9 protein-coding genes are annotated in these 13,558 nt (G+C 42.8%); 7 read left to right on the top strand and 2 right to left on the bottom strand.

Features of this window, described 5'->3' with window-relative positions; all coding sequences use genetic code 11:
* Nucleotides 1–24: 24 nt before the first annotated feature.
* The 7 genes from FHS57_RS02065 (at nt 25) to FHS57_RS02035 (ending at nt 10,298) form a co-directional block, all read left to right on the top strand.
* Entirely contained in the window at nt 25–1,704 is a 1,680-nt protein-coding gene (locus tag FHS57_RS02065; RefSeq protein ID WP_183971191.1) for a hypothetical protein, read from the top strand.
* Between the two features lie 120 nt (nt 1,705–1,824).
* Nucleotides 1,825–2,748 (top strand): transketolase family protein, encoded by a 924-nt coding sequence (locus FHS57_RS02060; RefSeq protein ID WP_183971190.1) that lies wholly within the window; start codon nt 1,825–1,827, stop codon nt 2,746–2,748.
* 9 nt (nt 2,749–2,757) lie between these two features.
* Entirely contained in the window at nt 2,758–4,377 is a 1,620-nt protein-coding gene (locus FHS57_RS02055; protein ID WP_183971189.1) for a hypothetical protein, read from the top strand.
* Nucleotides 4,371–5,492, top strand: coding sequence for an acyltransferase family protein (locus tag FHS57_RS02050; RefSeq protein WP_183971188.1), 1,122 nt, complete (start codon nt 4,371–4,373; stop codon nt 5,490–5,492). The genes FHS57_RS02055 and FHS57_RS02050 overlap by 7 nt, the downstream gene beginning before the upstream one ends.
* A 141-nt stretch (nt 5,493–5,633) precedes the next feature.
* On the top strand, nt 5,634–6,380 hold the full coding sequence (locus FHS57_RS02045; RefSeq protein WP_183971187.1) for a glycosyltransferase family 2 protein: 747 nt from the start codon (nt 5,634–5,636) through the stop codon (nt 6,378–6,380).
* A gap of 163 nt (nt 6,381–6,543) precedes the next feature.
* Nucleotides 6,544–9,270, top strand: a complete 2,727-nt coding sequence (locus FHS57_RS02040; RefSeq protein ID WP_183971186.1) for a hypothetical protein — start codon at nt 6,544–6,546, stop codon at nt 9,268–9,270.
* 11 nt (nt 9,271–9,281) lie between these two features.
* Nucleotides 9,282–10,298, top strand: a complete 1,017-nt coding sequence (locus tag FHS57_RS02035) for an alginate O-acetyltransferase AlgX-related protein (protein ID WP_183971185.1) — start codon at nt 9,282–9,284, stop codon at nt 10,296–10,298.
* Here FHS57_RS02035 and FHS57_RS02030 read toward each other — a convergent pair.
* Together FHS57_RS02030 and FHS57_RS02025 are read right to left on the bottom strand one after the other, a co-directional pair.
* Nucleotides 10,285–11,037, bottom strand: a complete 753-nt coding sequence (locus FHS57_RS02030; protein WP_221225529.1) for a DUF1501 domain-containing protein — start codon at nt 11,035–11,037, stop codon at nt 10,285–10,287. The genes FHS57_RS02035 and FHS57_RS02030 overlap by 14 nt on opposite strands.
* 142 nt (nt 11,038–11,179) lie before the next feature.
* Nucleotides 11,180–13,558 (bottom strand): Ig-like domain-containing protein (locus FHS57_RS02025; RefSeq protein WP_221225528.1); only part of this gene is annotated, 2,379 nt, incomplete at its 5' end.

Here is a 13,558-nt window from a genome sequence, read left to right as displayed (position 1 = left end):
TTATTAGTCATTCAATACCGTGTTATGAAACCTCTTTACGTGTGGTTATCATTGATAGCCATTGTCTCTGTGTTTGGCATTTTTATTGGGTATTTCGCCGTGGATCTTCCTCAAGGAGATGACTTTGATTTGATTCTCCACTTCTTGGCGAACTACCTTACCAATGCCCATACGCTCTACGACAAATGGAGTCTGCTAACGGCTCAGTTTGTTGAACACAGGTTGTTTTATACGCGCTTTGTCGTGTTGGGACAGTATTTACTCACGGGTAGTGTTTCTTTTTATCTCATTATCCTCATTGGAAATCTTTCTTTGGTAGGGATACTTTACATTGTTTACCGACAATTACGTCGGGCCAATCTACCCATCCATTTCCTGCTGCCTGCTGCCCTCATTGTATTTCAACCGTCTTATTCGTTCGATGGTGTGTTATGGCCTGCGGCTACATTGGCCTACAATTCAGTGGCGTTTTTTGCCATTCTCACCATTCACTGGCTTTCTACCTCTAAGCCTGTTAATTTTTGGTTGGCCATTGGCAGCGCCCTACTTTGTACTTATACTTTTGGCAACGGAATGCTCATTTGGGGGGTAGGACTCATGGTTCTTTGTCTGCAAAAAAGATGGAAAGACACCGCTTTTTGGATAGGTGCTATTGCCCTCATAATCGGCTTATATTTTTCTAATTACGTCCATTACCAAAGCCGCAACAACCCACTTTCCCATCTGCTCGAACACCCTTTATACGTCATTATTAATTTTTTTGTATTCACAGGTTCGGCACTCAACTGGAGCGAACAATGGCCCAAAAACCTCGCTTCCGATGATTATTGGTCGATTATCACGGGGATTTTGATTACTTGCCTTTATTTATTTTTGCTTTACAAAGTACTTGTCAATTTTCTCCAAAAATCACCCGATATGGATAAAACACTTAGTCGTTATCGGATTTTCATTGTTGGTGTTTTAACTTTTATTATCCTTACTGGTTTATTATTAACCACCGCTCGGGTGCATCGTGACGACATTCTCATGCACATCAATCGTTATCGTGTTCATTCGGTTGTGGTGCTGGTCGTTTCGTACATGTATCTTATTCCGTGGCTGCAAGCTAAGCGACAAGGCTTCCTTGTAGTTACTTCTATGACACTTTTCTTTGCGGTTCTTTCTTATTTTTGTTTTTACAACATTTTTGATTTTTACAAACGTAACTTCACGGCAGGTCAGTTCAATTGGCAACAAAACAGCGAATGGTTTATCTATCGCGATACCGCTTATTGGGAAGGTGCGTCGAAGTTAGTCCTAAACGAAGCAAAAAAAGTCAAGACTTACGAAGTCCCCCCGTCAGCTTTCAAAGTCTTACCCGTCTCTGATTCAACCCAAAGTTTAGAAATCAAATTAGACCCACAAGCGAAAGAACTTCATCTCAAAGGCTTTGCCGATGACTTGTCATCCATCGGCCATCAAAACAATTATTATTTTGTATTTAAGAACCTATCTACCAACAAAATATATTTGGAAGCATCGCATTATGACCATCGAAGTTTTCGATTGGTGCTGATGGGGAATCCGTACTATTACGGGAATTTTAACACCTTTATTACCTACGCGCATTTTCCCAAAGGTAAATACCAAATAGGCTACGCCCGTATAAACGCTCAAAATGAGCTTTCTTATCACTGGCAAGCTTCATACTTTGAGCAATAAAGTAATGCAGTCCCCACGAATTCACTTCTGTGTATTTGGGTAACCTTCCGAATTTCGCTTATTTTGTGGTAAGTTTTCTGAGATTCCTGTGTTCTTACACGGGAAAAATAGCTATACATTATGCGTAAAGAATTTTCAGCCGCTATTGAAAAATTGGCCCTCGCCGATGAATCGATTGTGTTTATTACAGGTGACTTGGGCTACAACGCCCTCGAAAACCTCCAAGAAAAACTAGGCAAACGCTTCATCAATGCGGGGGTAGCCGAACAAAACATGGTCGGAGTAGCGGCAGGAATGGCCTATCGCGGCTACAAAGTTTTTTGTTATAGCATCGCTCCTTTTGTCGTTTACCGTTGCCTAGAACAATTCCGCAACGATGCCTGTTTGCATAATCTCCCCGTTTTTTTGGTAGGTAACGGCGGCGGCTACGGCTACGGAATCATGGGAAGTACTCACCATGCCATCGAAGATTTGGCTTGTTTGAGTAGTCTTCAGAATGTAAAAACGTGGATTCCTGCTTTTAGCGATGAAGTTGAATTTTCATTGACGACGATAGTAGAAGAAAAACGTCCCGCCTATTTACGGCTTGGCGTAGGTGGCCTTACGCCTGAAGGTTCTGTGTTGTCAGGTTCCCTCAAAAAAATTCACCAAAGTACCCAACCGACTACGGCCATTGTCGCTTTAGGTCCGATTGTCTCCAATGTGCTGAAAGCACTCCCTCAAACTGAGCTAGCCGATGAGTGTAATATTTATACAGCGCTTACACTTCCGCTTGAGCTTTCTCCCTCTACCATCGAAGAACTACGCCAAGTCGATACCATTTTGGTGGTTGAAGAACACGTAAGCATTGGTGGGCTCGCCCAGCAGCTTTCGGTAAAATTGCTTGAAGCTGGTGTACATCCTAAGAATTTCAAATCGCTCGCCGCCCAAGGATACCCCGACGGACTCTATGGCAGCCAAAGCTACCATCAGGCACAATCGGGTTTGGATTCTGCCAACATTGTTCGCACGCTTCACTCCTTTAGTCACTCATTAAGTCGCTAAACGGATTTTATGAATAAACGAGCCATCGCTTCTTTAGTGGTTACAATGGCGCTGATATTTGCTTACTATCAGCTCTGGAATCGTTATGCCATCAATATTCCCAAATGGGACGACCATGCACTCAAAGCGACGGTACTTAATTTCGACAAAACCGAAAGTGTCGGGGGCAAACTTTACGAACTCTACCGCCAACACAACGAGCATCGTATTGCCCTGACGCGGCTTGTTACGGTCATTGATTATAAAATCTTTGGGCACATCAACTACGAGCACTTAATGTTCTTTGGCAACCTCGCCTTGCTCTTAATTTGGTGGTTGCTTACGCGCTTTTTCAAACCCCTTCAAGGCGCGGTTTGGTATGCTCTTCCCATTGCTACGTTTTGGTTTTCGTTGGCGTTTTGGGAAAATGCGTTTTGGGGAATGGCAGCGGTACAAAATATTTGGGTCGTTGCGTGGGCCATGCTTACTTTCTGGAAACTCAGCCGTGCCGATGCTTACTGGTGGTGGGCGCTTCCTACAGCTTTTATGGGTCTCTTTACCAGCGGAAATGGCCTGTTCGTCATGCCACTGGCCTTGGGTATTCTTTTGCTCCAAAAACGCTGGAAAATATCGCTCATTTGGCTGGCTTTCAGCGCCTTTTGTATTTTGCTTTATTTTTGGGACTACCAACGCCCTCCTACCGACCTAAGCGCCACGGGAAGTATCAAAGAGTTTATTCGGGGCTACTTGCTTTTTTGTGGTTCATTGACCGAAAGTTTGCCCTTTGGCAACTTTCCCACCCAAATGCCTGTCTGGTTTGGTGCACTTACGATTTTTGTAAGTTTTAGTATGCTGCTCTATATTTTGCGCAGCTACTGGAAACGGAATTTTGAGCTCGACTCTTTCGACTATTTTTACGTGGGCGGTGTCCTTTTTGCTTTAGGAACGGCGCTTATTGTCGTGTATTCGCGGGCTGGACTTGGAGCCGAAATCATGCTTACCAGTCGGTATAAATTATATTCTGCCTTACTACTAAGCTTTAATGTCGCTTATCTGACGCGCTTGGCGCACCCTCGTTTCCGCGAAGTGATGACGATGACGTTTGTTGTTGGGGCGGCCTACCTTTTTGCCTGCAATCAGCATTATCACTTATACGACACGATTCAATTACGGAAGTACAACGTCACCAGTTGCTTCAACTGGCGTAATGATGGCATTACCTCTAGTGCTATTTATCGGGCTCCTTCGTTGTTTTTGGAGAATATCCCTATTCCCAAGGATTCTGTCTTTAAGGGCCAAGCGTGTTTGGTCAAAAACAATTCTCTTGAATTGTTTCAATCCGAATATCGCCTTTACGACCTTCGTGATGGCGGCCTCTACATCGTGCTTTCCAATGCCCAACATCAGTATGTATTTCCTACTTGGCAAGCCCGAAAACATTCGTTTAGGAATATATTCAATTACAAACACTACTTCATCAAAGGCTCAAAAGCCATTGTACCTCCCCCATCGTCAGACATAAAACCTGGTACGTATAAAGTACGTTGGTTGCATTTTGACCGACAAGGAAAGCTTTATTTTGAAGATGCAAAATGCAGTGTGGCGACGTTCCAACCAGCTCAACAACAAAACATTAAGACAAATTGGTAAAACATCAAGATAACTACCTCGTCCAACTCGACGGATTGCGTTTTATAGCAGTTGCCCTCGTTTTGTGGGACCACTGGATGCCAGAACCACACTCACTCCCGTTTGGGAAGTTAGGTGTAAACCTCTTTTTTGTTTTGAGTGGGTTTCTAATCGCTCGGATTTTGCTCAGTAGTAAAGACAAAACCTACGGCACAGAAGGCGGTTTGGGCGCCTATTTAAAGAAATTTTACATTCGTCGTACCATTCGAATTTTTCCCATCTATTACTTGTCGCTGATTGTACTTTGGTTGCTCCACGACCCATCCGTTCGTGGGAAAGAAGGCTGGCAATTTTTGTACGCTTCCAATATTTACATTGTCCTTAATAAGACGTGGTTAGGTGTTACCGATCACTTTTGGTCGTTGGCCGTTGAAGAACAGTTTTACATCTTTTTTCCGTTGCTTATTTTCTTCATTCCCCGTCGCTACGTGGTTTCGTTTTTTAGTATTCTCATTGTCTTTAGTGTTCTTTTACGGGCTTACTTTTGGCAAACCAATGAGCCTTGGTACGTTTCTTACGTGACTATGCCAACCGCTTTGGATGCTTTTGGGGTAGGGGCACTAATGGCCTACGCTCAGCTCTACCACCGCCCATTTTTTCAAAAAACATTCAGTAATCGCTGGTATCTAGGGATTAGCTTTTTGGCACTTGCGGGCATTTTTGTGTTATCACGCCAACAAACCCTCGCAGGGGTAACCCAAGACCAAAACCTGTATATTTCCATTTGGGAACGTTTTTTTGCGTCTATTTTCTTTACATTTCTGATTGGGGGTGGCATTATTGGGTACAAAGGGTGGTTTAAATGGTTTTTAGAGCACCCTGTCAGCAACTACCTCGGAAAGATTAGCTACGGACTTTATGTCTATCATAATTTTGTATATAATCATTACCACTCACCTGCCCTCCACCCTACGGTTCGGTTATTTAACAAACTAAGCCGTATCTTCCCCGACTTCGGAAACATGCACTTTGTCCAGTTTGTCATCCTCTTTGTACTCACCACCATCGTTGCCTCCGTTTCGTGGTTTCTCATTGAAAAACCCATCAACAACCTAAAAGATAAATACGCGCCCTAATAGAACCTACCATAAAATAAATCCTTCGCGAGGAAAGATAGGCCAATCGCCTTTTTTTGAGTAGTTTTGAGAAATTTTTTGTCTTAAAGTCGTTCCGTTTGCACAATAGCGCGTCTTAACACACAAATCCCCAATTCAATAATGAGCCTTTATTTTTCGATTGTGATGCCTGCTTATAATGAAGAAGAGTGTATTGAGCAGGTAGTAACCATGTGGACTTCCTTTCTCAAAAATACCTTCCCAGGCAAAGAGACCAAACTCATCGTTATCAATGATGGTTCAAAAGATGGTACCAAGCAAATCCTTGACCGTATCGCACCTTCCATTGACAACCTTTACGTTGTACACCAGCCCAACGGCGGACACGGAAATGCAGCGGTAAACGGCTATCGTAAGGCGGTTGAACTTAACTCTGAATGGGTATTCCAAACCGATAGCGACGACCAATTTGTCACCGAAGATGTGATAAAACTTTGGGCAAAACGCAACGAATCTAATTTTATCATGGGCTATCGCCAAGTTCGCTTCGACGCCCCTGCTCGTTTGGTCATTACCCGTATCTTAAAATATACGATTTTCTTTGCTTACGGGACTTTCATCAACGACGCCAACATTCCTTTCCGCCTCATCAAAGGAAGTTATCTAAAAAAACTTTTAGCCCAGCTTCCTAATCCAGAGCCGTTTGCGCCTAATATTTTCTTGGCAGTAATGGCTAAAAAAGCGGGAGAAAAAACATTTGATATACCAATTACTCACAAAGAGCGTTTGACTGGGACCGTTTCTATCTTACGTTGGAAACTAATCAAGGTTTGTATTCAAAGCTTTAAGGAGTTGTTGAACTTCCGTTTGGCCCTCAACAGCAAAGTACGCGCTATCAAAGCTTCTTGAGTTGTTTCCTGTTTGGGGTTTTGAAGTTTACTGTTTAGGGCGTTTACTGTTAAAGGTTCTTGTTTCCTGTTTTTAAGAATTGGGATTTCCTAGAACTTCAAACGGTAAATCTTAAACAGACAACCCAAAACCTTAAACTGTAAACCCAAAACCGTAAACTTCCATGAATAGAAGAGGCATCATAGTTGCCATTTCGTTGGTGATTTTATTAGCAGGCTGGTGGGGTTTTCAGCGTTGGCAAATGTATTCGGCAACCGTCTGGAAACTTTTACCCGAAAACGCATTTTTAGTCCTGCAAAGCCAACGAATTCAAGACACAACCTTTAAAGTCCAGAAAGGTGGGATTGAAATGCGCGAAGTACCTCTTCTTAACCTTGCGGCCCATCAAATCGACCACTTTCGCCTTTTGAGTGACGATAGCACCAAAGCGGATAAATTGCTCAAAAACCGTGGAATCACTTACGTTCTTCAAAAAACATCAAGCGGTCGATTTGTCTATTTGGTTTTTCTCCCGCTTGATGCCTTTCAGTCTTATAATTGGTTAGAAAGTCCTACTTCCTCTAAAGTACGGGTGACGTCTCACTTACACAGTGGTCAAAAAATCTACGACGTTACAACCCCAACTTCTGACCCCATTTTTGCCTATACGCGTTTCAATAACTTTATCGTCTCCTGTATTTCAGGTGACGTGTTAGAAGATTGGATTCGCTACGCATCGAGTCCGCTGCGCACCACCCGCCCAAGCCGCTTTGAAACAATCAAAGACGACACCAGTGAATTAAGTATTTTTCTTGACAACACACTCCTGTCTGATGTTTTGCGGCGCGATGTCTCCACCAAATCAGACGCTGGTCTGCTCTATTTTCTTTCTTTCCTGCCGAGTATAGAAAGCTTACACCTCGACCCTGTCTTTTCAAGTAAAAACACGACCCTTACCTCAAAAGGGAAAAAAATAAAGGTAGAAGGCTACCTCGATGCCCTCAACGACCAAAAAGCGAGCCCGTTTAAAAATACCTTTTTTATCCCCAACAATACGGCCATCATGTACCGCCTTGGGTTTGATGATGCAGGTCTGTTTACACGAAAGTTACGGGGACAACTTCAAAGCCTCTCTGCGGATTCAATCAATCAATCTCGGTCAGCACTCCAATCATTGATTAGTGCCAGCCGCATTGACTCTTTTTATCGTTTTGCACACAAAGAACTTCTTCTTTGTCAATTGGAACCCAACAACGTCCTTACCAAAGGCCAAGTAATTCTGCAACAAGTAAGCCCTAACACTTCTTTAGAGCCATTCATTCGACGTTTAGCGATTCTTTTAAACAAAAATAAAGGGTTGCCTATCGAGCCTTTTCAAGGAGGAAAAGTGTATCGAATTGACTGGAGTGAACTTCCTGCAGTACTATTTGGGGGACTTTTTAAAGGGTTTCCGAAATGTTATGTAGCCTTTCACAAAAACTTTGTCGTTTATGCCAACGATTCGCAAGTGCTAAAGGACTACCTCATTGACCTCGAATACCAACGTACCTGGGCAAATTCGGCCGTTTACAATGCTTTTTTTGACAAGACCTTTCGGGCTTCCAACTTTACGTTTGTCATCAATCCGCGTAAAAGCAAAGAATACATGGGCAGCGGCTTTATGAATTATCTTTTTAAAGCCCTTAGTTATGACATTACCGAACAATTGCCCTTTGACCAGCTTGTTTTCCAAAGTGCGTACAAAAAATCACGGGCTTATTCTTCCCTTACTTTTGGGCGTCTTAGTAAGGCATCTAGTGCTAAAATTTTGAATAAAGTATTCCTACAGCAAGAACTTGAAATCCCAGAAGCTCCTTCGGGGGGTATTTTTACCGTTCGTAATTATCCCAATGGAATGGAAAAGGTAATCATCGCAACTGCAAGCAACGAATTACTGAACCCACTTGCCGAAGAAAAAAAACGGAAAATTGCGAAACTAGATGCCCCCATCGTAAGCAATATTTATTCGGTTGATTTTTTGAGTGTAGGCCGCCTTCAATACGTTTTTGCTACCGAAAAAAGCCTCAACGTAGTTGACGAAGACGACCAACAGCGGTACATGACCATTCCTTCGATTCGCTTACCATTAGGTCGAAAAATTAGAAGCCTCCAACAACTTGAAAGTGGAATTGAGGGAAGTTTTCGATTTTTAGTGATTGATACCAATGGGTTTTTATACCTGTGGAATAGCCCTACCCAACCCCCGATTTTGCTCAACACGTCTCGCCCTTTTGCTGATTTACTACTTCCAATTCAGGAAGTCGAATACCAAAGCAAACGTCATTTTTTATTTACCCAGAGCACAGGTCAGATTGGCCTCATCAACGAATCGGGTGTTATTCCTGAACCTTATAAAATCGACTTTAAAATCAATCTTTCGGGGCCATTCTTTGGCGTTTTTCTTCCTGAAAATAATTCAACACGGCTTATTGGTGTAACCAAATATGGTGAATTCATTGAAAATACGCTTGCTGGAAAGACCATCGACCGACGTCAGCTTTTCCGCACCGACCCAACTTCGTTTTTCCGCGCCAAAGCCGCCCCTAACAACCGTGATTGGTTGCTTTTCCGTGAATCAGAAACACAATTTGCTGTGTTAGATAAAAAAGGGAATGAACTCTTTTCGGCCAAAGGTCTTATTGCTGCCAAAAACCAAGTTCAATACCATTACCTGAGTTCGGAAGTAAAGTTTTTGAGTGTAAAATCAGGAAATTACACCACACTTTATGACCTCAAAGGGTATCAGATTGGCGATAAACCTTTCCCAAGTGAGTATCCCGTTCGTATCAACCTTGTCGAAGGCTACAACAAGCTATTAATCTATGGCTTTGCGAATAAGAAAATACAAGTTTGGTCGCTCAAACTACGTTAGTTACCGAATTCATGAAGATTTTTTTAAAATACCTACTCCTATTTGTTGGGTCACTGCTTTGGGTGGTCGGCTGCGTTCCTACATTTCGTAAAACAGCTTTTGAATGGGGCTTAACGAAAGATTCTTACCGTTATGGGGATTTGTATCGTTTGTCCAATTTACCTCAATTCAAAGAAGAACAGCTACCTTGCAATAACACTCCACGTTTCGACTCCCCGACCAATTCCACGGCTCTATACATCATTGGAGATAGTTTTACGGAGCATCAGCGCGTTGGGAAGCAAGATTTCAACGTTGGAGCTTACACCCGCATCCACTGGAACGAAACAGAAACGATTCAACTTGATACGTCAAGGCGAAATATTTTGGTTCTACAAACGGTAGAACGACATTTTCGCGAGCACTTCGCGGCAGAAGTACGTAATTTTACCTTTGGCCCCAAACAACCAAAAGAAAGCGGATTTTCGTTTGAAAATTGGGTGGCAGAAGTATATCAGAGTTTTGAAGAAACCTTAAAGGAAAGCGAAGAATCTTTGACTAGCTTTCTTTTTTCTAGCGATATCTTTTTGACTTTGAAAGAATGGAAAGCCTACATAAACCTCCAGTGGTTTGGGCGGCACAACGACCAAGTAGCCCTCTCTCCCGATAAAACGCAATTACTTTTTGTTTGGGACACTGACTCTAGCCGTATTACATCTTCCTTCAAGTATTTGCCTGATAATGAGCTAAAAACGCTCATTCAACAAGTTAATAAGACCCGAGAGTATTACAAATCGCTTGGTTTTGATGAAGTATATCTTTCTATTATTCCCAATAAAACGAGCATTGTCGCACCCAGCTTGGGGACTTACAACCACCTCATTGAGCGCGTGCAACGCGATACTCTCCTTCAAACTCCCTTTATTGATGTTTGGGCTCCATACACCCAACAACCAACCACCATTTACAGCCTAAGCGACACCCACTGGAGTTGTACGGGGCGGGCAATTTGGTTGGAAAAAGTAAACGGGGCTATTAGTGCTTTATAATGAGCTTTTTACCAAGAACTTTACCTGTATTGGTCATTATTCGTAGTTGATAATCGCCCGTTTGTACAGATTTTACATCAATTTCCCAACTTTCGTTGTTAATACGATGCAGCTTCAGCTCTGATTGATATCCATTTGTATGTACCAAAAATCCTTGTTTTATTTCAGCATTGGGCTCATCTAATTTAATTGTCAAATAATCATTGGCTGGATTTGGGAACGTTTGTAAATCCATTTCTGAATGATTGACAACTATGCGTTCTTCTACCGCTTGTCGCGCGGTATTTGACGTTCTAAAGATCGGGACAGGGGCATACGTACCTAACAAGACCGTATTGGGATTAGGAATCATCAACCAATCGGCCAAAATAGCCGCATAAACTTGACGAAAATCATGCTGCATTTTGAGGTTATTATTCTCCAAATCCAACAGATTTGGGTTTTTCCCAATCATTGATGTTTTAATACCTGCCCCAAATACAAACATCGGAGCCGACGTACCGTGGTCTGTTCCTAAACTTGCATTTGACTTTGCTCTCCTTCCAAATTCCGAAAATGTCATTCCTACTACTCTCTCCGCTACACCCATTTTACTCAAATCATCGGTAAAGATTTTAATGCTATCCGAAAGATTTTTAAGCAAGTTCGCGTGAGTCCCCGTCGAAGTATCCGAAGAAACCACTTGCGAGGCATGGGTATCAAACCCACCGGGTAAGAAACACCTTGTACAGAATTTCAAAAGTAGCCCTGCGAAGCAAATGCGCCGCTTAAGCTTCCGTGAGCTTTGACGTTTGGATATGCAATGATATGTTTTTAAAAAATAAAAAAGAAAACCCCGCCAATTGGCGGGGTTTTCTGCACTAACTCTTTATTGACTATGATTAGTCTTGAGATACTTTCAATACTTTCAAAGCAGCACGCTTAGATGGAGTGCTAACTTGGATGAAGTACATACCAGTATTTTGGCTAGTCATGTCGATTTCCTCACGGTGCGTGTTAGTTTCAGGAGTTACTGAAGAAACTTTGATAGAACGGCCAGAGGCGTCAACCAAGTTCAACTTCACATCTTGACCTTTAGCACCGTTGATTGTCAATGACAACGTACGAGTTACTGGGTTTTGACCCATTGTCACGAATGGAGCTTCAGTATTTTCAGTTACACCCTCACGAGCTGCACCTGAACCGATACCATTTTGCGATTGGATACGGAACCAGTATTCTTGGTATGCCAACTCAGTACCTTGAGTTTTACGTACGGCTGGGTAAAGACCTAGGCCTTTTTGGCTCCAATAACGGATACTCAACTTATACAAACCTTTTGGCAATCCTTGTGCATATCTAGGATCATGAGTAAATCCATAAGCTCCGTGGTTGTGCGCATACAATTCAGTGAAACCATCACGGTTAGCATACATTAAGTATGGTGCGTTGTTTTCAACAGTATTGTAAGAAAGTGGCAAACCTGCTTCAGGTGTTACTAACATATCATAAGAAACTGAGCCTGTATCTCCCAATGCACAAGTTTCAACGTGTACAGTCCAGAAACGATCTGCTCCTTTGTTAGGATTCTCAGTGAAGAATACTGAAGGATTACCTTGTGAGCTGCTTTGCAATGATGGACCTGCGTCAACGGTTACGAAGTTAGCTGCCCAAGCAGATTTTGGTACGTTTGAACCAGGCTTAACTCCTGAACGTGAAGAACCAATATTGATAATTGTAAGATCGAATGTTTTCCAAACTACAGTAGTAGTAGCACTCACTGGCGACTCACAAGTTGTACTTCCTACAGTAATTACACACTTCGCAGTTACGGCACGTACTTGCGGCACATTTGATACCAACGGTAACGCATTATTAGTATCGCCAGTACTCCACTTAACAACAGACCCTGATGGGCAATTAGTAGTAAGTGTTACGTTTACACCCGTACATACTTCTGTACCACCTACAGATGTGATAGTTGGCGCTGTAGAATTACCCACCACTGTCAACGAAGTAGTCGCACTTGCAGGACTCATACATCCACCACCATTCACACATTTAGCATAATAAGAATATGTACCTGGCGTAGTTGGGGTCATTGAAGGCAATGAAAGCAACTGTGTATTTGTAGTTGCATCAAACCATACTGTTGCTAAAGCACCACAGTTTGAGCTTCCACCGAATGCCACTGGCGCTGATGCGCTACATACAACAGCAGGTACAACGCTAGCCGTAGGTGCTGTTGTTAACACTGAATATGCCGTTAAGCTCATTACTCCTGACTCAGGTCCAGTACAAGCTGTTGCACCAGAGCCTGCTTGGCAGCGTACACGGTAGTTGTGTTTGATTCCATCAGCCATCACCGTTGGAAGCGTCGCTGAGTATGGGTTACTATCAACGCTCACAAGCAACGTCTCTCCTGAAGGACAACCCGTAAATACAATAGCAGTTCCGGTTGTACTACAAATAACCTTATCTTGACTAACATTTACTGTTGTTAAAGCAGCAGTCATAGATACTGCAGTTGGTGTACTACCTGCAGGGTTAACAGTATATTTAACTTCTGCACGAATTGGGCTTTCACAGCCGGTAGCCAAATCTTTACATGAAGCATAGTATTTGTACTCCGCTGGAGCTGTTGGTGTAACGTTTGTCAAAGATGCAATAGGGGTTCCACCAGTTGGTGTGTTGTACCACAATGTTGCAAGAGCGCCACAATCTGTGTTAAAGTACAACGCAACTTGTATTTCACCCTGGCAACGACTTGTCTTATTATCTGCATCAATGATGGTTGCAACTGGTGTTTTAATCGTTGGATTAACACTTACGGAAGCTGTTGCTGGAGCTGCAGGGTTAGTACAACCTTTAGCCGAAATACATCTTGCAGCAAATGAATAGGTAGTAGTAGTTGCAGGAGTTCTTGTAATATCTACAGAGAACGAAGTTCCTTTACCAGCTCCTAACAATGTCATTCCAGTAGTAACATCCCAGATTTTAACTGAATCTGTCGCAGCACATGATGTTACTGATAAGGTAATCACACCTGAACATACAGGGCTTCCTGTTGGAGTAATTGAAACTGTTGCAGCTGATGGGAATGCATTGACCGTCAATGTTACAGGAACGCGGCTAGCTGCTGGTGTCTCACATCCTTCTGGAGTTACACATCCTACATAGTAAGTGAATACACCTGCTGTGTTTGTACTTGCTGAACCTGTTGCCACACCACCACCTGCGGTAGTGTTGTCATTGAAAATCATTGGTGAACCTGAGGCACA

Origin of the sequence: Runella defluvii, from assembly GCF_014195535.1 — a bacterium.
Classification (GTDB): domain Bacteria; phylum Bacteroidota; class Bacteroidia; order Cytophagales; family Spirosomataceae; genus Runella; species Runella defluvii.
The sequence above is the reverse complement of the archived record's forward strand: the minus strand, read 5'-3'. Positions and strand labels throughout refer to the sequence as shown.

Excerpts from the sequence above, each read along its gene's own strand:
- FHS57_RS02035 (WP_183971185.1), top strand. The coding sequence starts at position 9,282 with ATGAAGATTTTTTTAAAATACCTACTCCTATTTGTTGGGTCACTGCTT.
- FHS57_RS02055 (WP_183971189.1), top strand. The coding sequence starts at position 2,758 with ATGAATAAACGAGCCATCGCTTCTTTAGTGGTTACAATGGCGCTGATA.
- FHS57_RS02040 (WP_183971186.1), top strand. The coding sequence starts at position 6,544 with ATGAATAGAAGAGGCATCATAGTTGCCATTTCGTTGGTGATTTTATTA.
- FHS57_RS02065 (WP_183971191.1), top strand. The coding sequence starts at position 25 with ATGAAACCTCTTTACGTGTGGTTATCATTGATAGCCATTGTCTCTGTG.
- FHS57_RS02060 (WP_183971190.1), top strand. The coding sequence starts at position 1,825 with ATGCGTAAAGAATTTTCAGCCGCTATTGAAAAATTGGCCCTCGCCGAT.
- FHS57_RS02045 (WP_183971187.1), top strand. The coding sequence starts at position 5,634 with ATGAGCCTTTATTTTTCGATTGTGATGCCTGCTTATAATGAAGAAGAG.